This is a genomic window from Nonomuraea marmarensis (genome assembly GCF_043197025.1).
Taxonomy (GTDB): Bacteria; Actinomycetota; Actinomycetes; order Streptosporangiales; family Streptosporangiaceae; genus Nonomuraea; species Nonomuraea marmarensis.
Genome location: NZ_JBICRM010000012.1, coordinates 161,601 through 183,341 on the forward strand (window position 1 = coordinate 161,601; position 21,741 = coordinate 183,341).

A 21,741-nucleotide genomic window follows, 5' to 3' on the forward strand; every position below is an offset into this window, starting at 1 on the left:
AGACAACTCGTCAAACCGTTACAGCGGCCGGATGATGGCCATCCTGGTGACCGTCAGCTCCTCGATGGCGAACCGCGGCCCTTCGCGCCCGGCGCCCGAGTCCTTGACGCCGCCGTACGGCATGTTGTCCGCCCTGAACCCCGGCACCTCGTTGACCACGACTCCCCCGGCCTCGATCCGCTCGATCGCCGCGAACGCCGTGGCCAGCGAGCGGGTGAACACGGCCGCGTGCAGGCCGTACCGGGACTTGTTGACGGCGGCGAAGGCGGCATCGAGGTCGGGCACCGAGCGCACGCACACGACGGGCCCGAAGATCTCCTCCTCCCACGCCGCCGCCCCGTCCGGCACGCCGTCGAGCACGGTCGGGGCGATGGCCCTGCCGTCGCGGTGCCCGCCCGTGATGAGCTCGGCTCCCGACGCGGAGATCCACTCCAGTACGCGGTCGGTGGCGGCCCGGTCGATGAGCGGGGCCACGCGGGTGCCGGGCAGGCGGGGGTCGCCGACGGAGACGTCCTTGACGCGGTCGGCCAGCAGGGACAGGAAGCGGTCGCGTACGGGGTCCTCGACCAGCACCCGCTGCACCGAGATGCACGCCTGGCCGGAGGCGTAGTAGCCGCCGCGCACGACCGCGTCGGCGGCGGCCTCCAGGTCGGCGTCGGCCGCCACGACGAGCGCCGCGTTCGAGCCGAGTTCGAGCAGGACCTTGGTGGGGGCGGCGTTGCGGGCGATGGCGTGGCCCGCGGCGGCCGATCCGGTGAACGAGACCGCGCCGATCCTGCGGTCCTCCACCAGCGTCCGGCCGACCTCGACGGCTCCGGTGACGAGCTGCACGGCGGCCGGCGGGAGCGCGTTCGACGAGCGGAGGAGGTGCACCAGCCAGAGCGTGGCCAGCGGGGTCGCGGGGGCGGGCTTGACGATCACGGGGCAGCCGGCGGCCACGGCCGGGGCGATCTTGTGGGCGGCGAGGAGGAGGGGGTAGTTGAAGCCGGTGATCCCGGCGACGACGCCGATCGGCCGCCGTGTCCAGAACCCGACCAGGCCCTCGCCGGACGGCAGCAGATCGAGCGGTACGGTCTCACCGTGCAGCCTGGCGACCTCCTCGGCGGCCGTGGCCAGGGTGACGAGCGTCCTGGCGACTTCTACCCGGCAGTCGACCAGCGGCTTGCCGGTCTCCAGGACCAGGAGCCGCTCGAACTCCTCCCGCCTGGCCTCCAGGGTGTCGTGGGCCTTCATGAGGGCGGCGCGGCGGGCGTGCGAGGGCAGCGCGGCCATGGCGGGCGTCGCGGCCAGGGCTGCTTCGACGGCTCTCGTGGCGTGGGCCGGGGTGCCCAGCGGGGCCCTGGCGACCAGGGATCCGTCGTAGGGGAAGAGCACGTCGGTGGTGTCCGCGGTCTCCACCCATCCGTCTCCGATGGGCAGGCCCGGCGGCCAGGCGGTGTCGATGGTCATGATCGCTTCTCTGTGGCGCTGGGGAACACGTCGAGGTACGCGGGTGCGCCCTCGCGGCCGGTGGCGGCCAGGACCGCGTGCGCGATGGCGCGGCTGAACACGTCGGCCGCGGCAGCGAGGGCGTCCTGGAGGGTGTCGTGGCCGGGGGCGGGGCGGGCGCAGGTGGCCAGGGCGAAGATGGTGTCGCCGTCGGTCATGGTGTGCGCCGGTCTGATGGCTCTGGCCAGGCCGTCGTGGGCCACCCCCGCCAGTTTTCCGCATTGGGCCTTGGTGAGGGTGAGGTCGGTGGCCACCACGCCGATGGTGGTGTTGAACGAGGGCTCGTGCTGCGGGTGCCAGGCTTCGACCTCGTGCTTGGCGGGGGGTCGGAGGGGGAATTCGCCGGGGAGGCCGTACCTGGTGCCGGCCAGTGTGCCGTCGGCGGGGTCCAGGACGGAGCCCGCGGGGTTGACCACGACCAGGGCGGCCAGGGTGGCGCCGCCGGGCAGGATGACGCTGGCCGTCCCCACGCCTCCGGCCAGCCCACCCGCCGCCGCCCCGGTCCCGGCCCCGATCGACCCGCTCACCGTCCCTAACGCGGCCGTCCCCTCCCTCCCCCAAGGCACTTCAGCCCCGGCCGGCGGGAGAGCGTCCATCCCACCGTCCGGGGTTACGGCCCTTTGGGGGAAAGGGGCGGTGCCCGGCGCGGCGGCGTCGTAGGCGGCGGTGCCCAGGGTCGCGTCCGGGACCGCGCGGAACGTGCCGCCTCGGCCCAGGTCGAAGATGACCGCCGCCGGCACGATCGGCACCACGCCGCCCGCCACCGGGTAGCCGATGCCCGCGTCCGCGAGCCGGTCCACCACCCCGCAGGCGGCCCCCAGCCCGTACGAGCTCCCGCCCGTCAACACGACGGCGTGCACCCGCTCCACCAGGTTGCGCGGGTCGAGCAGCTCCGTCTCCCTGGTCCCCGGAGCGGCCCCGCGCACGTCGACCCCCGCCACCGCACCTCCGGCGGGCGCCAGGACGACGGTGGTGCCGGTGCGGTAGCCGTCCCCGACCCGATGGGCGTGCCCGACACGCAACCCAGCCACGTCCATCAGCGAGTTCGTCGGTCCGGCCCGCATCAGAAGTCACCGCGAAGGAACCGGCGGGCGGCCTCGGCGAACACCCGGGTGCAGCGGACGATCTCCTCGACCTCGACGAACTCGTCCGCCTGGTGCGCGATCCACTTCCCGCCGGGCCCGTACACCACCGAAGGGATCCCGCCCCAATGCGTCAGCACGGTCCCGTCCGTCGAGCCCGGCACCCCGCCGTACACCGGCTCCTCCCCCGTCACCGACCGGTGGGCGGCGGCCAGCGCGGCCACCACCGGGTCGGACGCGGGAACGTCCACCGGCGGCCGGTCCACCAGCACCGACACCTCGGCCGAGATCCCGTCGCGAGCGGCCAGCGCCGCCACCCGATCGGCGACGACCTTGTGCTCGACCCCGGGGATCGTCCGCACGTCCACGAAGACCGAGGCGACGGCGGGGATGACGTTGACCTGCTCCTCCGAGCCGGCCCGCAGCACGGTGGGGGTGACGTACACCTCGCCGAGGTGCTCGTGCGCCGGATGTTGCGCCTGGAGCTCCTCCTGCAGCGACCCGAGCGCCACCAGCAGCGCGCCGACCACAGGGATCGGGTTGCGGCCGTGGTGCGGCATCGCCCCGTGCGCCATCTTGCCGGTGAGGTCCACCCGCAGCCGCAGCGCCCCCTTGGCCACCGCGCAGATCTCCCCCGCCTCGGGCTCGGCCACGATCGCGCCGTCCACGCCGGAGGTGAGCCCTTCGGACACGAAGTGGTGCGCGCCGATCATGAGGCCTTCCTCGTCGGCCAGCGCGCACACCTTGATCCGCCCGGGGAACGGTCCAGCCAGTTGCAGGGCGCGGGTGGCGTAGAGGGTGGCGGCCAGGCCGGACTTCATGTCGGCGCTGCCCCGGCCCCACAACCGCCCGTCGCGGATCTCCCCGCCGAACGGGTCCACGCTCCAGGTGGACAGGTCGCCCTCGGTCACCACGTCCGTGTGCCCCTCGAACATCAGCGTGGGCCCGTCACCGCCGCCGCCCTCGACCACGGCCACCACGTTCGGCCTGCCGGGCGCGGCCTCGTACACGACCGGCCGCCACCCCCACTCCCGCATCTTCGCCTCGACCAGCTCGGCGGCGGGCCGCTCGTTCCGGCCGCGCGCCGGGTCGTTGGTGCTGGGGATCCGCACCAGCGCCTGGGTGAACGCCACCACTCCCGCGGCATCGACGTCGATCACAACAACCCCTCCAGAGTCGGTACGGCCTGCAGCAACGTACGCGTGTAGGCGTGGGCGGGCGCGGCCCAGACGTCGTCCACGGGTCCGGTCTCCACGATCTCGCCCCCGCTCATGACCGCGACCGTCTCGCACACATGCCGCACCACGGACAGGTCGTGCGAGACGAACACGAGCGTGAGCTCGAGCTCGTCGGTCAGGTCGGCCAGCAGGTTGAGGATCTGGCCGCGTACGGAGACGTCCAGGGCGCTCACGGGCTCGTCGGCGACCAGCACTTTCGGCCGGGGCGCGAGCGCGCGGGCGATGGCGATGCGCTGGCGTTGCCCGCCGGAGAACTGGTGCGGGTACCGGTCGGCGGCCGTGGCGGGCAGCCCGACCGCTTCCAGCAGCTCGGCCACCCGGTCGCCGGCGGGCAGGCCGAGGGCGGCGAGCGGCTCGGCGACGAGGTCGCGGACGCGCATGCGCGGGTCGAGCGAGCTCATCGGGTCCTGGAAGACGATCTGCAGGTTCTCGCGCAGGAAACGCAGCCGCTGCTCCGATCTGCCGGTGATCTCCTGCCCGTCGAAGCGGATGGAGCCGCTGGTGGGCTGGTCGAGTGCGCAGAGCAGGCGCAGCAGGGTGGATTTTCCCGACCCGGACTCGCCGACGATGCCGTACCGCTCGCCGCGGTGCACGGTCAGCGACACCTCGCGCAGCGCGTGGACGGCGGCGCCGGGCTTGGTGAGCGAGGTGCGCGGCCGGTGGTAGACGCGGCTGAGGTTCCGGGCCTCAATCAGCGGGGTGCCAGCATGCGTGGGCATGTCCGTCTCCTGTCAGCGCCGGTAGTTTCTCGCATGTGGAGGTGGCGTGCGGGCAGCGGTTCCGGAACACGCAGCCGCCGGGGAACCGCCCGGCCGGGGGGACGCTGCCCTTGATGGTGGGCAGCCGGATGCCGCGCGGGGTGAGTTTGGAGGCGGCCAGCAGGCCCTGCGTGTAGCGGTGGCGGGGGCTGGTGAAGACCTCGCGGATGGGGCCGCTCTCGACGACGCGGCCGCCGTACATGACCAGGACCCGTTCGCAGACGGAGGCCACGACGGCGAGGTCGTGGGTGATGAACAGCAGCGCGGGCGCGACCTCCGCGATCAGCTCCAGCATCTGCTTCTGCACGGTGACGTCGAGCGCGGTGGTGGGCTCGTCGCAGATGAGCAGCTCGGGCTCGTTGGCCAGGGCGATGGCGAGCATGACGCGCTGCCGCTGGCCGCCGGAGAGCTGGTGCGGGTACGCGCGGGCGATCTGGCCTGGTTCCGGCAGGCGCACGCGTTCCAGCAGGTCGAGAGCCCTTTCCCGAGCCTGAGAGCGGGCCGTGCCGTGCAGGGTCATGACCTCGGCCACCTGGGCGCCGATGCGCATGAGTGGGTTCAGCGCGGTCATCGGCTCCTGGAAGACCATCGACACGTCGCGGCCGCGCAGGGCCTTGATCCGGCTCTCGGGCACGCCGACCAGGTCGTGCTCCCCGAGCTTGACCCGCCCGGACGCGGTGACGCCGTCCGGGAGCAGGCCCATGAGCGACAGCGCGGTCAAGGACTTGCCCGAGCCGGACTCGCCGATCAGCCCGACGCGCTCGCCGGGCGCGATCTCGAACGACACCTCGTGCACGAGGTCGACGGAATCGGCCCGGACGGTCAGCCCCTCAACGCTCAGCACGGATCCTCCTGAGCTTGGGGTCGAGATAGTCGCGCAGGCCGTCTCCGAGGAGGTTGAAGCCGAGCACGGCCAGCGCGATCGCCAGGCCCGGCCAGAGCGCCAGGCGCGGGGTCGAGAACAACAGCTCCTGCGACTCCTGCAACATCCTCCCCCACGACGGGGTCGGCGGGCGGGTGCCGAAGCCGAGGAACGACAGCGCCGCCTCGGCCAGGATCGCGATCGCGAACGACACCGACGCCTGGACGATCAGCACGGACGAGATGTTCGGCAACACGTGCCGCACGGCGATCGCCGGCAGCCGTCGCCCGGCGGCCCTGGCGGCCAGGATGTAGTCGGTCACCATGACCTGGAGCGTGGCGGCGCGGGCCACCCGGGCGAACGCGGGCACGGTGGCCACCCCGATCGCGATCATCGCGGTGAGCGTGCCCGCGCCGTAGACCGCGCCGAGCATGACGGCCAGCAGCAGCGCCGGGAAGGCGAACACGAGGTCGTTGACCCGCATGATCAGCTCGGACAACCACCCGCGCGGCGTCATCCCGGCGATCACCCCGAGCGGCACGCCGAGCGCGGCGGCGATGCCGACGGCCACGATGCCCACGTAGAGCGTGGTGCGGGCGCCGACCATGAGCTGGCTGAAGGTGTCGCGGCCGAACTTGTCGGCTCCCAGGAGGTAGCCGCCGCCCGGTTCGCGCAGCTTGCGCGCCGCGTCCACGAGCGTCGGGTCGTGCGGCGTCCAGAAGAACGACGCCACGGCCGCCAGCGCCACCAGCCCGACGAGCACGCCGCCGACCAGCAGCCCGGCGTTCACCCGCCCCCTCATCGCAGCCTCGGGTCGAGCAGGTGGTACGTCACGTCCACCACGAAGTTGATCAGCAGCACGGCCGCCACCAGCACCATCACCACGCCTTGCACGAGCAGCAGGTCACGCCCGGCGACGCCGTTGAGCAGCAGGTCGCCGAGCCCGGGGATGACGAAGACCCGCTCGACCACGACCGCGCCGACGAGCAGCGTGGCCAGTTGCAGCCCGAGCACGGTGACCACGGGGATCGAGGCGTTGCGCAGCCCGTGCCGCCACAGCGCGCCGGTGCTGCCCCTGCCCTTGGCGCGGGCCGTGCGCAGGTAGTCCTCGCGCATCACGTCGAGTACGGCGCTGCGCACGTAGCGGGTGAGCACCGCGCCCTGCACGAGCCCCAGGGAGAGCCACGGGAGCAGCAGGCTGCGCAGCCACTCCCCCGGATTCTCCGCGATGGGCACGTAGCCGCCGGACGGCAGCGCCTGGGCCTGCACCGCGAACACGAAAACCAGCAGGATCCCCGCCAGGAACGCCGGGATGGCGATGCCGAGCTGGCTGACCGCGCTGATGGCCGCGCCGAGGGGGTTGCGGTGGTGCACCGCGGCGAACGTGCCCAGCGGCACCGCGATCACCAGCGCCACGACCATGCCGCCGAGCACCAGCACCGCCGTCACGCCGAGCCGGTCGCTGATCTGCGGGCCGACGGCGGACTGGGTGACGTAGGAGGTGCCGAAGTCGCCCTGGACGAGCCCGCCGAACCAGTCGAGGAACTGCACGACGGGGGCCCGGTCGGTGCCGAACTGCCGGCGCAGCTCCGCCACCGCGCCGGGCGTGGCGTTGACGCCCAGCGCGATCTCGGCCGGGTCGCCGGGCAGCAGCGCCATGAACGCGAACACCACCACCCCGGCCACGGCGGTGCTCGCGAGCAGCACAGCCAGCCGTTTGAGCAGGTAGAGCGTCACTGCTTGGCGAGCGCGGTGAAGTCGAAGGCCTCCGCGATCGCGTTCTTCGGCAGCCCGGTGACGCCCTTCTTCGCCACGATCAGGTTCGGGAACAGGAAGAGCCAGTCGGCCGCGGCGTCGTCGGACAGGAGCTTGGCGGCCTGCTTCAGGTCGTCGGTCTGCTGCTGCTCGGTGCCCTCGTCGGCGGCGGCGAGCAGCTTGCCGAACTCGGGGTTGTCGTAACGGAAGTAGTACGACTTATCCGCAAAAATCCCCATATCCCGGGGTTCGACGTGATTGATGATCGACAGGTCGTAGTCGCCCTTCGCGAACACCACGTCCAGCCAGCGCGCCGGGAACTCCAGCGGCTCGATCTCGGCCGTGATGCCCACCTGGGCGAGCTGTGACTTGACGACCTGCGCGCTGGCGACCGCGTACGGCAGGTTGGGGATGCGCATCTTGACGTCGAGCGTCTTGCCGCCGAGCAGTTCCTTGGCCTTGGCCGGATCGTAAGGGTAGTCGGCGGTGCGGTCCTCGTACCAGGGGTCGGTGGGCGGCACCATCGAGCCGATCAGCTGCCCGCGCCCGGCCCAGGCGGTCTCCAGCAGCGCCTTGTGGTCGATCGCGTAGCGGACGGCCTGCCTGGCCTTCTGGTCGTTGAACGGCGGGCGGCTGTTGTTCATCGACAACACGACCTCGCCGTTGGTGGTGCCCTCGACCGTCTGGAAGCGGTTGGGGTCGGCGAACTGCTGCAGCGACTCGGGCGCCTGCACGCTGGAGATGACGTCGATGCCGCCGGTCAGCAGCGCGTTGTTCATCGCCGTGGCGTCCTTGAAGTACTTCAGCGTGACCGCCGGCAGCGACGGCTTCGTGCCCCAGTAGGAGGCGTTCGGGTTGAGCTGGATGGAGTCGCCGCGCCGCCACGAGCCGAGCACGTACGGGCCGGTGCCGACGGGCTTGTTGGCCAGGTCGGCGACCCCGGTGCGGCTGAACATGGCGCCGAGCCTGGTGGCCATCGAGTAGAGGAAGCCGTTGCTCGGCCGCTTGAGCGTGACGACGGCGGTGGAGTCGTCGGTCTTGTCCACCTTGTCCATGACGTCGAGCTGCGACTTGATCTTCAGCTTCCAGTCCGTCTTGACCCGGTCGAGCGAGAACACCACGTCGTCGGCCGTGAACGGCGCGCCGCTGCTGAACTTGACGTTCTTGCGCAACGTGAACGTGTAGGTCTTCCGGTCGGGCGAGACGTCCCACTTCTCGGCCAGCAGCGGCACGATCTTGCCGTCCTGGCCGAGCTTGACCAGGCCCTCGTAGACGTTGACGAGCAGCGCCTGCGGGATGGCCGCGCCCTCGGTGGAGGTGAAGTCGAGGTTCGCGGGCTCGGCCACGAATCCGACGGACAACGACTGGTTCGCAGGGGTGGTGCCGGCGCCGCCGCCGCTGCCGGAGCCGCCCCCGCAGGCGGCCGTGGCCAGCAGGAGACCGCCCGCGGCGACCCAGATCCCGATTCGCCTCATCTCTTACAGCCTCCTGGCTAGTGCACTGGTCGGACCAGTAGGCTACGCACGATGCCAGTCGTCGGCGGCTCAGGTCAAGGGGGCTTGCATGGGTGGTCCGCGCTTCGAGCCGGTACGTGCCGTACGCGCTTATGAGCGGGTCGTGGAGCAGGTCGAGGAGGCCATCGAGAGCGGCTCATTGTGCCCCGGCGAGCGGCTGCCCAGCGAGCGCGAGCTGATGGTGCAGTTCTCCGTCAGCCGGTCCACCGTGCGGGAGGCGCTGCGGGTGCTGCAGGCGCGCGGCCTGGTGCGCTCGCGGCCGGGGGATCCGCACGGGGCGGAGGTGCTGCCTTTCTCGCCCGCCGCGTTGCACAAGTCGATGACCACGCTGGCCCGGGTGGAGGGGTTGTCGCTGGCCGAGCTGGTGCAGTTCAGGATGGTGCTGGACTCCTCGGCCAGCCTGCTGGCCGCGCGGCTGCGCACCGAGGAACAACTCGCCGAGATGGACGAGGCCGTGGCCCGCATGCGGGCCGCCGTGGAGGCGGGCCACGACGCGTTCGGGGCCGCCGACGTGGCCTTCCACGACGCGGTGGCCCGGGCGAGCAAGAACAAGCTGATCCAGATCTGCACCGACGTGGTCCGCTCGATCGTGTTCGACCTGATCTCGGAGAAGATCGCCACCGCTCCCGACCGTGAGGCGCTGATGCGGCAGAGCATCAGGCACCATGAGGAGGTGATCGCCGCCGTACGCGCGGAAGACGGCCCGCTGGCGGCTCGCTTGTCGAGAAAAGCAATGTACGACTACTACGCCGGCTATGTGCCGGTCGGTGAGCGTTCCTCCTTGCGGGCACTGTTGGAGTGACCTGGCCCACAGGGTGTTATCTTGGCGCGCATGGACGGGGATGGGCTGGTGGAGGCCTTCCTCCGCGAACCGCGCCGCTACACCAGCCACCAGGTCGCCGACATGGCGGGGGTGCCGGTCTACCGCGCGCGACGGTTCTGGCGTGCCCTGGGGTTCGCGAATGTGGCCGACGACGCGGTCGAGTTCACCGACTCCGACGTGGAGGCGCTCAAGACGCTGCTCGGCATGGTCACCTCGGGCATCTACGACGAGGAGCACGTGCTCCTGCTGGCCCGCTCGCTCGGCCGGGCCACGGCCAGGCTGGCCGAGTCGCAGGCCGAGCTGGGCGTGGAGGCGCTCGACCAGGCGGGCGTGCCGCTGGTGGACCGGCCGCGGGCTTGGCGCAGGCGCGCGGAACGGGTGGTGCCCGACCTGGCGAAGCTGCTGGTCTACGCCTGGCAGCGGCAGCTCGCCGCCGCCGCCGGGCGCATCGCCTACCAGGACATGAGCGCCGTACGCCTGGCCGTCGGGTTCGCCGATCTCGTCGCGTTCACCCGGTTGAGCAGGCAGATCACGGCCGCTGAGCTGGCCCGGCTGATCGACAGGTTCGAGGGGCGCTCGGCCGACATCGTGACCTCCTCCGGCGGGCGGGTGGTCAAGACGCTGGGCGACTCGGTGCTGTTCGTGGCCGACAAGTCGCACGTGGCGGCCGAGATCGCGGTGCGGCTGGTGGAGACGCACGCCCGCGGCCGGGACATGCCGGAGCTGCGGGTGGGGCTGGCGGCCGGGCCGGTGATGTGGCGCATGGGGGACGTGTTCGGCACGACGGTCAACCTGGCGAGCCGGCTCACGGCGCTGTCGCTGCCCGGGACGATCCTGGCCGACCCGGAGCTGGCCGAGGAACTGGAAGGGGATCGGGCGTTCCGGGTGCGCGAGGTCAACCGGCTGTCGGTGCGGGGGCTGGGCGAGCTGGCACCGTTCACGGTCACCCGTGCCGAGCCGACCTGACTCACGGGCAACCTGGGGTCGCGCTCGATGCGTCACTACCGTCGTCAGGCTCCGACGGAGGGCAGTACAAGTTGGCGGATAGGGCGATATTTCAGGACTTCGTGGTGGCGAGGTCGGACCGGCTGTTACGCACCGCGTACCTGCTGACCCGCGACTGGGGCACGGCGGAGGACCTGCTGCAGGAGTCGCTGGCCAAGGCCTGGTTCGCCTGGCCGGGCATCGAGGAGCCGGAGGCGTACGTGCGCAGGGTGCTGGTGACCACGTACACGTCGTGGTGGCGGCGCAGGTGGCGCAGGGAGTTGCCGAGCGACCACCTGCCCGATCCGGGCGCGCACGACGCGGTGGGCGGCGAGGGCGAGGAGCTGTGGCAGGCGGTGGGCAGGCTGCCCGCCAAGCAGCGCGCGGTGATCGTGTTGCGCTTCTACGAGGACCTGCCGGTGACCGAGGTGGCCAGGCTGCTGGACTGCCAGGAGGGCACGGTCAAGAGCCAGACCGCCAAGGCGCTGGCCAAGCTGCGAGTGGACGAGTCGATCGTGAAGGAGCTGCGCCCATGACCGTGCAAGACCTGCGTGACGTCCTGCGGGAGCGGGCCGAGGCCCCGTCGCCCGCGAACCCGTACCGCCACGACCAGGTCCGCTCCCGCATCCGCAGGACCCGGCTGCGCAGGCGGGCGACAGCGGGCGCCGCGGTGGCGGCGGCCGTCGTGGTCGGCTTCTCCCTGCTCCCCGGTACGGCGGAGCCGCCGCGCGACATCACGGCGGCCGCGCAGCCCGCGCCCTCGTTGCCCGAGCGATTCACCTCAGACGACGGCACCGAGTACCGCCGCGTGGCTACGGCCACGCTCAAGGCGAACGGCGAGAGGAAGACCTCCGTCACGGTCCCGGTCTCCGGCAGGCCGCTGGACGTGGCCGGGTTGTGCAACGGCACGTTCGGCAGCGACATGCCGAGGATCAGCGTGAACGGCAACCACACCGGCGGCCCCGGCTTCACGCCCTGCGCGAAGGAGATGGAGCTGCGGCCCCTGATCGTGCCCACGGGCGCCACGGAGGTCACCGTCACGTTCGACACGACCGCCTACGGCTGCGTGCTGGAGAAGAAGAACGGGCCGTGCGTGCCGACCAGGCCCCGGCAGGCCGACTGGAGCCTGGCCGTCTACGAGTGGAACCCGCCCGCCCGGCAGATCGAGCCCGAGCCGGTCAGGGCCTTCCCCGCGCGACTGGGCGGCATGAAGCTGGCCACGTTCACGTCGGGCATGTGGGGGAAGGACTCGGCCTTCACGCTCCAGGTCACGAGCCCCGGCGGGAAGGTAGCCATCGACCAGCTCTGCACGGGTGACCTGGCCGGCCGGATGTGGTTCAGGTACCAGATCGATGGCGCGGACATACCCGTGACGGCGAGCTGCGGCGTCTGGAAGGAGGGCCCGTTCCCGATGGCGCTGCACGAGTTCGCGGTACCCAAGGGCAAGCGGGCGACGATCAGCGGCAGGATGGGCCTTTGGGGCGACTACACCAACCGCCCGGTTCGCTGGTCGTTCGGCGTCTACGTAAAGTAGATCACGTGACGGAACGCGCCGCGATCGAGGGCAGGCTGGTGGACGCCGACGCGCGGTTCGCGCTGGGCGCGCGCTACGGGCACTTCACCGCCATGCAGGTCAGGGACCGGCGGGTGCGGGGGCTCGACCTGCACTTCGAGCGGCTCGAAGGGGCCAGCAGGGAGTTGTTCGGCGTCGGGCTGGACCGTGCGGCGGTGCTCGGCTCGATCAGGGCCGTGCTCGGCGACGACCTGCGGGACGCGAGCGTGCGCGTCTACGTCGTGGAGTCCGGCCGGCCGCACGTCCTCGCCACCGCCGCCCCTCCGAGACAGGCGCCGAGCCGGCCGTTCCGCGTCACCCCGGTCGTCTACCAGCGGTATCTGCCGCACATCAAGCAGGCGGCCGGGTTCCAGCAGGCGCACATCGGGCGGCGGGCCCGGCAGGAGGGCTTCGACGAGGCGCTGCTGACCACCGGGGACGGGCTGATCAGCGAGGGCTCGATCACGAACCTGGGCGGCTTCTCCGGCGGCCGGCTGGTCTGGCCGGACGCGCCCATGCTGCGCGGGATCACGATGAGGCTGCTGGAGCGGCTGGACGTGCCGCAGGAGAGGCGGCCGCTGAAGGTCGCCGACCTGCTGGAGCTCGACCAGGTGTTCCTGAGCAACTCGTGGGGGGTCATGGCGGTGGGCTCGGTGGACGGCGTCGAGCTGCGCCAGGACGACAAGCTGATGGCGCTGTTGCGCGAGCACTACGACGGCATTCCTGGCGATCCGCTGGATTGACTTCTCGACTCCCGCCGTCGACTCGCGGCGCGATTTAGGAGTTAGGATCACCCGAACATCGCTCTGCGCGACTGAAGGGTGTCCGGATGACTCGTCAGCATGCCATCGGTGACCTGCTGCGGCGCTCGGCCGCGCGCTATCCCGCCAAGACCGCCATCGTGTACGGCGACCTGCGGCAGAGCTACGCCGACCTCGACCGGGCGGTGAACCGCACGGCCAACGCGCTGGCCGCGCGGGGGGTGGGCAAGGGCGACAGGTTCGCCGTCTTGAGCCACAACAACCACGCGTTCGTGGTGACGTACTTCGCGCTGGCGCGGCTGGGCGCGATCTCCGTTCCGATCAACTTCATGCTGGGGGCCGAGGAGGTCGCGTACATCCTGGAGCACTCGGGCGCCACCGGGATGCTGGTGGAGGAGGCGCTGCTGCCGGTCGCCGCGGCGGCGGCGGGGCCTCAGGTGTCGGTGCGTGGTGTGATCGGGTCGGCGGACGGCTGGGAGCCGTTCGCCGCGTGGGCCGCCTTCGGGGACGCCTCGGAGCCGCTCGCCGAGATCGCCGACGACGACCCGATCCAGCTCATGTACACCAGCGGCACCGAGGCCCGCCCCAAGGGCGCCACCCTGTCGAGCCGCAGCCTGATCTCCCAGTACGTCACGTGCCTGGTGGACGGCGAGATGAGCCACGACGACGTCGAGGTGCACGCCCTGCCCCTCTACCACTGCGCGCAACTGCACTGCTTCCTCACGCCCGGCCTCTACCTGGGCGCCACCAACATCATCCTGCCCGGCGCCGACCCGGGCACGATCCTGGCCACGATCGAGGGCGAGCGCGCCACCAAACTCTTCTGCCCGCCCACCGTCTGGATCGGCCTGCTGCGCCACCCGTACTTCGACCGCAGGGACCTGTCGTCGCTGCGCAAGGGCTACTACGGGGCCTCGATCATGCCCGTGGAGGTGCTGAAGGAGATCGCCGCGCGGCTGCCGGACGTGCGCCTGTTCAACTTCTACGGCCAGACCGAGATGGCCCCCGTCGCCACGATCCTCGGCCCTGAGGAGCAGCTCACCAGGCTCGGCTCGGCCGGGCGTGCCGCGCTGAACGTCGAGACCAGGATCGTCGACGACGAGGACGAGCCGGTGCCGCCCGGCGTGGTCGGCGAGATCGTGCACCGCAGCCCGCACGCCATGCTCGGCTACTGGAACGACCCGGCCAAGACCGCGGAGGCGTTCCGCGGCGGCTGGTTCCACAGCGGCGACCTGGGCGTCATGGACGACGACGGCTACCTGTCGGTCGTGGACAGGAAGAAGGACATGATCAAGTCGGGCGGCGAGAACGTCGCGAGCCGCGAGGTCGAGGAGGCCATCTATCAGCATCCGGCGGTCGCGGAGGCGGCGGTGTTCGGGGTGCCGGACGAGAAGTGGGTCGAGGCGGTGACGGCGGCGGTGGTGCTGCGCGAGGGAGCCGGGGTGACCGCGGACGAGCTGATCACGTTTCTGCGGGGGCGGCTGGCCGCGTTCAAGACGCCCAAGCGCGTGGTGTTCATGGACTCGCTGCCGAAGAACGCCTCCGGCAAGGTACTCAAAAGGGAGCTGCGCCACACATACTGACGGCACCCGGCATCGGGCACCATCTCCGCTCCCAGCAGGACGCCGATTATCAGGCGTCATCCCCGCCCTCAGCGGGCATCCCCTTTCGGCGACGACTTCAGCTCAAGCCCCGGGACGCCGCTCGCGTCTCGACCGAGAGAGGCCGCATGCCAAGTTTTCCAGAGATCATGCACCGTACGCTCTTCCGGACGCTGTCCCTGCTGTCACCGGCGGGGCAGGGGTTGATCCTCCGACGCTACTTCGACTGGCGCCACCGGGTCCCTGATCCGTGGAAGCTGGCGACCGACAGCTACGAGCAGCAGAAATACCGCTCTACCCTCAAGCACCTGCCCGCCAGGCCGTATCGGCGGATCATCGAGGTCGGCTGCGCCGAGGGGGTGTTCACGCACACGCTCGCGACGACGTACCCCGACGCGGAGATCATCGGCGTGGACGTGTCCGCGCGGGCGCTGGCGCGGGCGCGCCAGCGGGTGCCGGAGGACGGGCGGGTGCGGTTCATCCAGGCCGACATCCTCACCCACCGGCCGGACCGGAGCTTCGACCTCGTGTTCTGCTCGGAGACGCTCTACTACCTGGGCCGCCACGAACGCCTGCGGCGCGCGTCGGCGCAGCTCAGCGCCCTGCTCGAGCCCGACGGCGTGCTAGTGGCGGTCCACCCCTGGCCCGAGGCCACCCGGCTGCACCACTATCTGGACTCGCACGCGGCGCTGTCCCGCCTCACCGAGCAGGTCTACCAGGCCCCTCCGCGGCCGTTCGCGGTCGCGGTCTACGGTACGAAGTCGGTCTAACGGGTCTTGCCCAGCAAGTCGGCGGCGATCTGGCGGACCACCACGCGCTGGATCTTGCCGGTCGCCGTCTTGGGCAGCTCGTCCAGGACCAGGACCTCGCGCGGCCGTTTGAACGAGGCCAGGCCGTCCCGGCAGAACCCGATGAGCTCGGTGGCGTCCACCGTGCGACCTGGGGCGGACACCACGCAGGCCACCGGCTTCTCCAACCCGTCGGCGTCGACGTAGGCCACGACGGCGCATTCGCCCACCGACGTGTGCTGCAGCAGCCTGGCCTCGACCTCCATCGGCGACACCCAGATCCCGCCCGCCTTGATCATGTCGTTGGAACGGCCCAGGCACTGGTAGAAGCCGTCCTCACCGCGGACGTAGGTGTCTCCCGTGCGCAGCCACTCGCCCTGGAACACCTGGCGGGTGGTGGCCGTGCGGCACCAGTAGCCGGTGGCGACCGAGTCGCCGCGGACGTACAGGTGGCCGGGCTCGCCGTCCTTGACGGGGGCGCCGAAGTCGTCGAGCAGCTTGGCCTCATACCCGGGTACGACGGTTCCCGAGCTGCCCGGTCGTACCCGGCCCGGGTGGTTGGAGACGAAGATGTGCAGCGCCTCGGTGGAGCCGAGCCCGTCGATGATGTCGACTCCGAACCGGTCGGTGAAGCGCCGGTAGATCTCGGCGGGCAGCGCCTCGCCCGCGGAGACGGCCAGGCGTACCGACTGGAACGCGTCGTCCGGGGCGTCGGAGGCGAGCAGCGCCGCGAAGAACGTCGGGCCCGCGAAGAACAACGTCGGCCGCTCCTCCATCACCCTCGCGATCACGCCCCCTGGGGTCGGGCGGGCCGGGTCGAGGATGGCGGTGGCACCCGCGGCCAGGGGGAAGAACAGGGAGTTGCCGATCCCGTACGCGAAGAACAGCCGCGCGACGGAGAAGCACCGGTCCTCCGGGCGGATGCCGAGCACCTGCCGGCCGTAGGTCTCGTAGACGTCCTGGATGGCGCCGTGCCGGTGCATGGCCGCCTTGGGAGCGCCGGTGGTGCCTGAGGTGTAGAGCCAGAGTGCGGAGGAGTCGCGCCAGGTGTCGTACGTACGGCCGGCCTGGCCGCCGGTCTCCAGCACGTCGGACCACAGGCGCACAGTTGGCCGGATCGACTGAGCCGGCCGGCGATCGGGAGCGTCCGTGAGGACGAACAGCACCACTTCAGGGGCGCCCAGCAGGGCTTCTTGCACGGTCGGCGCGAACTCCGGGGTGGCCACGACGACCCTCGCCCGAGAGTCCCGGATCAGGGTGGCGAGCTCTGTGCCGTTGTACATGGTGGAGACCGGCACCGCGACCGCCCCCATCCGCATGACGGCCAGGATGGTGATCGCCGTCTCGGGCCGGTCGGACATGACGAGCAGCACCCGCTCCTCGGGCCTGACGCCCAGGGATTGTAATCCGGTGGCCAGCTCGGCTACGTGGGCGGCGAGCTCGGCATAGGTAAGGCCGCCCGCAGGGCCTGTGATCGCTGTACGATCCCCTCGGCCTGCTTCGACCTGGCGGTCCACGAGAAAGACGCTGGCGTTGAATGACTCGGACGTCATGACCGTCCCCATCCACAGGCGGACATTCGTAGGCAAATCTTCTACACAGAATCGAAGCTCCGTCAATGACTTGTAGCACTCGTCCGCGTCTGATCAGATGCAGCCCAGACCATATACATTTCTTAGCGGTTAATTAATGTTCTGTAGACCATTTGTGCAGCGCGAAGGGGACGTGGTCGAGGATGTGCGCGATGGCCGCCGCCGGGTAGTCGATCATGTCGTGGGGGAGATCGTTCAAGGGCCGCCAGGCGAGCTCGGAGCACTTGGCCGGTTCGGCGTTGTAGGGCTCGCCGGTCCAGGTGTCGGTGACGAAGAAGAGGCCGACGCGGTCGGGGGCGCGGTGCATGACGTGGGCGAACGTCAGGTCGGCCGGGTCGATCGTCACGCCCACTTCCTCGCCCGCCTCCCTGACCGCCGCGTCGGTCGCCGACTCACCCGCCTCGAGGTGACCGGAGGGCAGGTGCCACAGGCCATCGCCGTAACCGGTGCCGGCTCGCCTGCCGAGCAGCACTTCGCCTCGTTCTGCAACGTGGCGTAGCAGGAGTATGTGCACGTCAACGATGACCCGGAAGCGATTCGCGGATGTTGGAGGCTCGGTGGGGCGGCGGTCGAGGGCCTGGGTCCATTTGACGGCCACGGCGGCCACCTGGACCAGTTCGGCGCGCAATCGTTCCGGGTCCGTTTCCGCGAACGCCTCCAGCACCTCCTCCGCCAGGATGTGGCGCCAGGTCAGGGCTCCGGCCTTGGCCGCCGTCTCCGTCTCGTGCCTGGCCAGGTCCGAGTCGGTCACCCTCTCCTCGCCACCGGTTCCGTCTGGGAGCATCTGCATGCCCCACCTCGCGTCCTGAGCCGACCGCTCGGCTGCCACGTCAGCGAGCACTCCCGCCAATGAGCCCGGCACGCCCGCGTCCCCGTCGTGCGCATCCCCGTCGTGTGTCATGAGCCCCAGTTTGGCCCAGTCGCCGCGCCGGTCGGACAGGAATTCGATGGTGGGGCACCGGGATGCCGAGGCGTTCCGGGTAGCGGAAGGTCAGGTGCCACCCGATTCCGTGAGAGGCGCGGGGCGGAAACCTGGACCCAGGTCGGTGGCACCCGAGCGCACATGGTCTCTGAACGCCCGCACGGCCGGGGTCAGGCGCTCTCCGGCGGGCCAGCTCACTCCGATCGTCCTGAACACCGGTGGCGATAGGGGAATCTCCACCACCCCCGGAGTGGGGCGGGCCGCATTCGGGGGTGGCGCCGGGCCGGAGCGGGGCAGGATCGCCACGCCCAGGCCGGCCGCCACCAACCCGCGTACGGTTTCCGACTCCTGACTCTCGAACGCGATCCGCGGCTCGTACCCCGCCGCCGCACACAGGTCGTCGGTGATCTGACGGAGGCCGTGCCCGTGTTCAAGCGTCACCAGCTCCTCCCCCGCCAGTTCGCCGGCCCCGACCCACTCGCGGGTCGCGAAACGGTGGGACCGCGGCACGGACAGGACCAGCTCCTGGTCGGCGAGAGGCGTGCTGATCAGGTCCGGGTCGTCCAGCGGCATGGGAGCGACGAACACCAGGTCGATCTCGCCTTCGCGCAACGCACGCAGCATGTCCTGGCGCGAGCCCTGCGCCAGACTGAACCGGCTTCCCGGGTTCCGCTCGCGGAAGCCGCGGATCAGGGACGGGACGAGGGTACGGCCGAGCAGGTGCAGGAAGCCGAGGACGATGCGGCCGGTGCCCGGGTCGATCTCCTCTCGCACCTCGCGGGTGGCGGCGGCCATGGTGGTGAGTGCGCGGGCGGAGGCGGCGGCCAGGGTGCGGCCCGCGCTGGTCAGGCGGATGCCGCGACCGGACGGGAGTACGAGCGGAGCGCCGAACAGGTCCGCCAGCGCGGCGAGGCGGCGGCTGGCGGTGGGCTGGGGGATGCCGAGGAGCTCGGCCGCGCGCGTCACGTGGCCCGTCTCTCCTACGGCTGCCAGCAGGGCCAGGGCGGGAGCGAGGCGGGCGGCCAGCTGTTCGTCGGACCCATCCATCATGGTATGAATTATCGCCCATTTCCGCATTAGACGTATTTATTAGCCTTGCTTAGCGTTGTGAACGTGGTGCTCATCCAGGATTCCCCCGTTGACACGCGGCGGGTCAGTGCGGCCGTGGCGGCGGCCGGGGTGTCGTCGTTCGCCTTGCTGTACGCGCCACAGCCCGTCCTTCCGCAGCTCGCCTCGGCCTTCCGGCTGGCTCCTGGGAGCGCCTCGCTGGCGATCGGGGTGGCGACGGGTTCGCTCGCCGTGGCCGTGTTACCGCTGGCCGGGCTCGCTGGACTGGTGGGGCGGCGGCGGGTGATCCTCTGGTCGGTGGTCGTGTCGGCGGTGGTCGGGCTGTTGCTGCCGTTGGCGCCGTCCTTTCCGGTGCTGCTGGCGATGCGGGCGGTGCAGGGGGTCGCGATCGCCGGGTTCGCGGGGGTCGCGGCGGCGTACCTGGCCGATCGGCTTGGCACGGCCAGGCTGGCGGGCGCGGTGGGGGCGATGATCGCGGGGAATTCGGTCGGAGGGATGCTGGGCAGGCTCGGCGCCGGTTTCGCGGCCGAGCGCCTGGGCTGGCAGGGCGCGCTCCTGGTGGTCGCGGGGGTATGCGTGGTGTGTGCGCTGTTCACGGTGCTGACACTGCCGCCGGCAGCCGCGGTCGAGCCCCATGCCGGGACGGCGCCGGTGCGGGGGTGGCGGCTGGGGATGGTCGCTCCGTTCGCCGTGGGTGCGCTGGCCATGGGGGCGTTCGTCGCCCTCTACAACGCCGCCGGCTTCCGCCTGGCCGCACCGCCCCTCTCCCTCACTCCCGCCGCGGCCTCCCTGGTCTTCCTCTCCTACGCCATGGGCACCGCCTCCTCGGCCGCCGCCGGTCGCATGGCGGGTCGCGTGGGACGTTCGACCGCGCTGGTCACGGCACTGATCGTGACGGCGGCGGGCTCCGTGCTCACCATCCCCACCGCGCTCCCCCTCATAGCCGTCGGCTTCGCCGTACTCACCGCGGGGTTCTTCGCCGCGCACGCGATCGCCAACGCCTGGGTCACCGCCGAGGCGCCCGCGCACGCCCGCGGCGGGGCGGCCGGTGGCTACACCCTCTGCTACTACCTTGGCAGCGGCGCGGGCGGCACGGCGGGCAGCGTCGTGTACGGTCACGCGGGCTGGACCTGGCTGATCGTCCTGACATCGGCCTGGCTGCTGCTGGCCGCACTCGCCGTGCTCGTGTCCAGGAACGGTGCTACCCGCGTCGGCGGGTAACCGTCACCGTGATCTCCTGTGTGCTGTCCGGCGGGCCCTGGTAGATGCCCTTGAGCGGCGGCACGTCCGAATAGTCCCGCCCGCGCGCCACCACCACGTCGCGCGCTGCTGGACCACTGGCTGGCGCGTACGACGTTTTAGCCCCACGTGATGCGCTCTTCCAGCAGCGCCTGCTGAGCGGGGTTGGCGGTCAGCGCCAGGGCGCGTTCGTCGGCCTGCCTGGCCTCCTGGCGGCGGCCCAGGTCGCGCAGCAGCTCGGCGCGGGTGGCGTGGTAGAGCGGGTAGCGGCCGAGCGCCTCGCCGAGGTCCTTGAGCCCGGCGAGCGCGGCTTCGGCGCCGTCCACGTAGCGCACGGCGATGGCCCTGTTGAGGCGGGCGACCGGTGAGGGGTCGAGGCACAGCAGCATGTCGTAGAGCACGACGATCTGCCGCCAGTCCGTGTCGGCCCACCGCTCCGCCTCGGCGTGGCAGGCCGCGATGGCCGCCTGCAGCTGGTACGACCCAGGACGTCGATACCTGCGCGCCGTCCGGGTCAGGAGCTGGATGGCCTGGTCGATGGCCGTACGGTCCCAGAGCGAGCGGTCCTGGTCGGCGAGGAGCACCAGCCGGCCACCGGGGCCGAACCTGGCGGGGCCGCGGGCCCGGTGCAGCCGGATGAGCGCCAGCAGTCCGGCCGCCTCGGGCTCGTCGGGCATCAGCCCGGCCAGCAGCGAGGCCAGCCACTCGGCGTCGTCGACCAGGTCACGCGCCTGGGCCCGCTCCAGCGTGCTGGACAGATAGCCCTCGTTGAACAGCAGGTAGATGACCGTCAGCACCTCCCGCAGCCGCCCGGACAGCTCGTCGGCCGCGGGCACGCGGTAGGGGATGCCCGCCTCGGCGATCTTCTTCTTGGCGCGGGTGATGCGCTGGGCGACCGTACTCTCCTGCGCCAGGAACGCGGCGGCGATCTGCGCGGTCGTGAGCCCGCACACCACGCGCAGGGTGAGCGCGATCTGCGCCTGGCGCGGCAGCGCCGGGTGGCAGCAGATGAAGATCAGCCGCAGCCGGTCGTCGGGCTCGCCCCTCTCGGGCTCGTGCAGCCCGGCGAGCTTGTCGCGGTAGTTGGACTCGCGGCGCAGCAGGTCCAGGCCGCGGCGGCGGGCCACCGTGAACAACCACGCCTCGGGTCGCTCCGGCACGCCATCCACGGGCCAGCGCACCAGGGCCGTCTCCACCGCGTCCTGCACCAGGTCCTCGGCGGCGGAGAAGTCGCCGAGCAGCGACACCAGCGACGCCGCGAGCCGGCCCGCGTGCTCCCGCACGACGCGGGCCAGCTCGGCGCGAGGCAGCCCGGGGTGGGCCGGCTCGGCGCGGGGGACGTCGGTCATCGTCCGGGGGGCATGGTCTCGACGGGCCGGATCTCGACGGTCGGGCAGGCCGGCCAGGTGCGTACCATGCGCAGGGCCTCGTCCAGGTCGGCCACCTCGATCTCGCAGAACCCGCTGACCACCTCCTTGCCCTCGACGAACGGCCCGTCGGTGATCACCGGCTCGCCCCCGCCGCCCAAGCGCACGGTGGTGGCGGTGTGGGCGGGCTGGAGCTTGCTGCCGACGCCCACCTTGTCCGCGTGGTCGGCGAACCAGTGCTCGACCTGCCGTACGACCTGCGCCCGCTCCTCGTCGGTCATGGCCGCCAGCTCTTTGGCGTACTGCTCGGTGTCCACGAACATCAGCACGTACTTCACGTCGCCCAT

21 protein-coding genes are annotated in these 21,741 nt (G+C 71.4%); 8 read left to right on the forward strand and 13 right to left on the reverse strand.

What is annotated here, in order from left to right:
• Nucleotides 1-18 precede the first annotated feature (18 nt).
• Genes ACFLIM_RS21670 through ACFLIM_RS21705 form a run of 8 tightly spaced genes read right to left on the reverse strand, consistent with a single transcriptional unit; the run spans nucleotide 19 to nucleotide 8,658 of the window.
• On the reverse strand, nucleotides 19-1,449 hold the full coding sequence (locus tag ACFLIM_RS21670; protein ID WP_393168105.1) for an aldehyde dehydrogenase family protein: 1,431 nt from the start codon (nucleotides 1,447-1,449) through the stop codon (nucleotides 19-21).
• Nucleotides 1,446-2,552: a P1 family peptidase gene (locus tag ACFLIM_RS21675; protein WP_393168106.1), complete on the reverse strand. Its 1,107-nt coding sequence runs from the start codon at nucleotides 2,550-2,552 to the stop codon at nucleotides 1,446-1,448. The genes ACFLIM_RS21670 and ACFLIM_RS21675 overlap by 4 nt, the downstream gene beginning before the upstream one ends.
• The gene (locus ACFLIM_RS21680; RefSeq protein ID WP_393168108.1) at nucleotides 2,552-3,730 is read right to left on the reverse strand and encodes a M20 family metallopeptidase; all 1,179 of its coding nucleotides are present in this window, start codon (nucleotides 3,728-3,730) and stop codon (nucleotides 2,552-2,554) included. Before ACFLIM_RS21680 ends, ACFLIM_RS21675 begins: the two co-directional genes overlap by 1 nt.
• Nucleotides 3,727-4,527 (reverse strand): ATP-binding cassette domain-containing protein, encoded by an 801-nt coding sequence (locus ACFLIM_RS21685; RefSeq protein ID WP_393168110.1) that lies wholly within the window; start codon nucleotides 4,525-4,527, stop codon nucleotides 3,727-3,729. The genes ACFLIM_RS21680 and ACFLIM_RS21685 overlap by 4 nt, the downstream gene beginning before the upstream one ends.
• Complete coding sequence (locus ACFLIM_RS21690) at nucleotides 4,496-5,410, reverse strand: ABC transporter ATP-binding protein (RefSeq protein WP_393168112.1); 915 nt, start codon at nucleotides 5,408-5,410, stop codon at nucleotides 4,496-4,498. Before ACFLIM_RS21690 ends, ACFLIM_RS21685 begins: the two co-directional genes overlap by 32 nt.
• Nucleotides 5,397-6,218 (reverse strand): ABC transporter permease, encoded by an 822-nt coding sequence (locus tag ACFLIM_RS21695; protein WP_393168114.1) that lies wholly within the window; start codon nucleotides 6,216-6,218, stop codon nucleotides 5,397-5,399. The genes ACFLIM_RS21690 and ACFLIM_RS21695 overlap by 14 nt, the downstream gene beginning before the upstream one ends.
• An 8-nt stretch (nucleotides 6,219-6,226) precedes the next feature.
• Nucleotides 6,227-7,165 (reverse strand): ABC transporter permease, encoded by a 939-nt coding sequence (locus tag ACFLIM_RS21700; protein ID WP_393168115.1) that lies wholly within the window; start codon nucleotides 7,163-7,165, stop codon nucleotides 6,227-6,229.
• Nucleotides 7,162-8,658 carry an ABC transporter substrate-binding protein gene (locus ACFLIM_RS21705; RefSeq protein WP_393168117.1) on the reverse strand — a complete coding sequence of 499 codons (1,497 nt, stop codon included), beginning with the start codon at nucleotides 8,656-8,658 and terminating at the stop codon, nucleotides 7,162-7,164. Before ACFLIM_RS21705 ends, ACFLIM_RS21700 begins: the two co-directional genes overlap by 4 nt.
• An 88-nt stretch (nucleotides 8,659-8,746) precedes the next feature.
• Here ACFLIM_RS21705 and ACFLIM_RS21710 point away from each other — a divergent pair, with 88 nt between their 5' ends.
• The 7 genes from ACFLIM_RS21710 (at nucleotide 8,747) to ACFLIM_RS21740 (ending at nucleotide 15,188) form a co-directional block, all read left to right on the forward strand.
• The gene (locus tag ACFLIM_RS21710; RefSeq protein WP_393168118.1) at nucleotides 8,747-9,499 is read left to right on the forward strand and encodes a FadR/GntR family transcriptional regulator; all 753 of its coding nucleotides are present in this window, start codon (nucleotides 8,747-8,749) and stop codon (nucleotides 9,497-9,499) included.
• A 30-nt stretch (nucleotides 9,500-9,529) separates the two neighbouring features.
• On the forward strand, nucleotides 9,530-10,486 hold the full coding sequence (locus ACFLIM_RS21715; RefSeq protein ID WP_393168120.1) for an adenylate/guanylate cyclase domain-containing protein: 957 nt from the start codon (nucleotides 9,530-9,532) through the stop codon (nucleotides 10,484-10,486).
• A gap of 71 nt (nucleotides 10,487-10,557) precedes the next feature.
• Entirely contained in the window at nucleotides 10,558-11,040 is a 483-nt protein-coding gene (locus ACFLIM_RS21720; RefSeq protein WP_393168122.1) for a SigE family RNA polymerase sigma factor, read from the forward strand.
• Complete coding sequence (locus ACFLIM_RS21725; protein ID WP_393168124.1) at nucleotides 11,037-12,038, forward strand: hypothetical protein; 1,002 nt, start codon at nucleotides 11,037-11,039, stop codon at nucleotides 12,036-12,038. The genes ACFLIM_RS21720 and ACFLIM_RS21725 overlap by 4 nt, the downstream gene beginning before the upstream one ends.
• A gap of 5 nt (nucleotides 12,039-12,043) precedes the next feature.
• Nucleotides 12,044-12,799, forward strand: coding sequence for an aminotransferase class IV (locus ACFLIM_RS21730; RefSeq protein WP_393168126.1), 756 nt, complete (start codon nucleotides 12,044-12,046; stop codon nucleotides 12,797-12,799).
• A gap of 86 nt (nucleotides 12,800-12,885) precedes the next feature.
• Nucleotides 12,886-14,400: an acyl-CoA synthetase gene (locus tag ACFLIM_RS21735; RefSeq protein WP_393168127.1), complete on the forward strand. Its 1,515-nt coding sequence runs from the start codon at nucleotides 12,886-12,888 to the stop codon at nucleotides 14,398-14,400.
• Nucleotides 14,401-14,546: 146 nt separating this feature from the next.
• Nucleotides 14,547-15,188: a class I SAM-dependent methyltransferase gene (locus ACFLIM_RS21740; RefSeq protein ID WP_393168129.1), complete on the forward strand. Its 642-nt coding sequence runs from the start codon at nucleotides 14,547-14,549 to the stop codon at nucleotides 15,186-15,188.
• On the opposite strand, the gene ACFLIM_RS21745 is transcribed toward ACFLIM_RS21740, so the two are convergent.
• The 3 genes from ACFLIM_RS21745 to ACFLIM_RS21755 form a co-directional block, all read right to left on the reverse strand.
• The gene (locus ACFLIM_RS21745) at nucleotides 15,185-16,759 is read right to left on the reverse strand and encodes a benzoate-CoA ligase family protein (RefSeq protein WP_393168131.1); all 1,575 of its coding nucleotides are present in this window, start codon (nucleotides 16,757-16,759) and stop codon (nucleotides 15,185-15,187) included. The genes ACFLIM_RS21740 and ACFLIM_RS21745 overlap by 4 nt on opposite strands.
• 133 nt (nucleotides 16,760-16,892) lie before the next feature.
• Nucleotides 16,893-17,699: an NUDIX hydrolase gene (locus tag ACFLIM_RS21750; protein ID WP_393168133.1), complete on the reverse strand. Its 807-nt coding sequence runs from the start codon at nucleotides 17,697-17,699 to the stop codon at nucleotides 16,893-16,895.
• A 90-nt stretch (nucleotides 17,700-17,789) separates the two neighbouring features.
• Nucleotides 17,790-18,770, reverse strand: a complete 981-nt coding sequence (locus ACFLIM_RS21755) for a LysR family transcriptional regulator (RefSeq protein WP_393168135.1) — start codon at nucleotides 18,768-18,770, stop codon at nucleotides 17,790-17,792.
• Between the two features lie 63 nt (nucleotides 18,771-18,833).
• Here ACFLIM_RS21755 and ACFLIM_RS21760 point away from each other — a divergent pair, with 63 nt between their 5' ends.
• On the forward strand, nucleotides 18,834-20,009 hold the full coding sequence (locus ACFLIM_RS21760) for an MFS transporter (RefSeq protein WP_393168137.1): 1,176 nt from the start codon (nucleotides 18,834-18,836) through the stop codon (nucleotides 20,007-20,009).
• Between the two features lie 137 nt (nucleotides 20,010-20,146).
• Here ACFLIM_RS21760 and ACFLIM_RS21765 read toward each other — a convergent pair whose 3' ends face one another.
• The gene (locus ACFLIM_RS21765) at nucleotides 20,147-21,376 is read right to left on the reverse strand and encodes an RNA polymerase sigma factor (RefSeq protein WP_393168139.1); all 1,230 of its coding nucleotides are present in this window, start codon (nucleotides 21,374-21,376) and stop codon (nucleotides 20,147-20,149) included.
• Nucleotides 21,373-21,741 carry a YciI family protein gene (locus tag ACFLIM_RS21770; protein WP_393168141.1) on the reverse strand — a complete coding sequence of 123 codons (369 nt, stop codon included), beginning with the start codon at nucleotides 21,739-21,741 and terminating at the stop codon, nucleotides 21,373-21,375. Before ACFLIM_RS21770 ends, ACFLIM_RS21765 begins: the two co-directional genes overlap by 4 nt.

Excerpts from the sequence above, each read along its gene's own strand:
- ACFLIM_RS21670 (WP_393168105.1), bottom strand. The coding sequence starts at position 1,449 with ATGACCATCGACACCGCCTGGCCGCCGGGCCTGCCCATCGGAGACGGA.
- ACFLIM_RS21675 (WP_393168106.1), bottom strand. The coding sequence starts at position 2,552 with ATGCGGGCCGGACCGACGAACTCGCTGATGGACGTGGCTGGGTTGCGT.
- ACFLIM_RS21685 (WP_393168110.1), bottom strand. The coding sequence starts at position 4,527 with ATGCCCACGCATGCTGGCACCCCGCTGATTGAGGCCCGGAACCTCAGC.
- ACFLIM_RS21705 (WP_393168117.1), bottom strand. The coding sequence starts at position 8,658 with ATGAGGCGAATCGGGATCTGGGTCGCCGCGGGCGGTCTCCTGCTGGCC.
- ACFLIM_RS21710 (WP_393168118.1), top strand. The coding sequence starts at position 8,747 with ATGGGTGGTCCGCGCTTCGAGCCGGTACGTGCCGTACGCGCTTATGAG.
- ACFLIM_RS21715 (WP_393168120.1), top strand. The coding sequence starts at position 9,530 with ATGGACGGGGATGGGCTGGTGGAGGCCTTCCTCCGCGAACCGCGCCGC.
- ACFLIM_RS21725 (WP_393168124.1), top strand. The coding sequence starts at position 11,037 with ATGACCGTGCAAGACCTGCGTGACGTCCTGCGGGAGCGGGCCGAGGCC.
- ACFLIM_RS21735 (WP_393168127.1), top strand. The coding sequence starts at position 12,886 with ATGACTCGTCAGCATGCCATCGGTGACCTGCTGCGGCGCTCGGCCGCG.
- ACFLIM_RS21740 (WP_393168129.1), top strand. The coding sequence starts at position 14,547 with ATGCCAAGTTTTCCAGAGATCATGCACCGTACGCTCTTCCGGACGCTG.
- ACFLIM_RS21745 (WP_393168131.1), bottom strand. The coding sequence starts at position 16,759 with ATGACGTCCGAGTCATTCAACGCCAGCGTCTTTCTCGTGGACCGCCAG.
- ACFLIM_RS21750 (WP_393168133.1), bottom strand. The coding sequence starts at position 17,699 with ATGACACACGACGGGGATGCGCACGACGGGGACGCGGGCGTGCCGGGC.
- ACFLIM_RS21755 (WP_393168135.1), bottom strand. The coding sequence starts at position 18,770 with ATGATGGATGGGTCCGACGAACAGCTGGCCGCCCGCCTCGCTCCCGCC.
- ACFLIM_RS21765 (WP_393168139.1), bottom strand. The coding sequence starts at position 21,376 with ATGACCGACGTCCCCCGCGCCGAGCCGGCCCACCCCGGGCTGCCTCGC.
- ACFLIM_RS21770 (WP_393168141.1), bottom strand. The coding sequence starts at position 21,741 with ATGGGCGACGTGAAGTACGTGCTGATGTTCGTGGACACCGAGCAGTAC.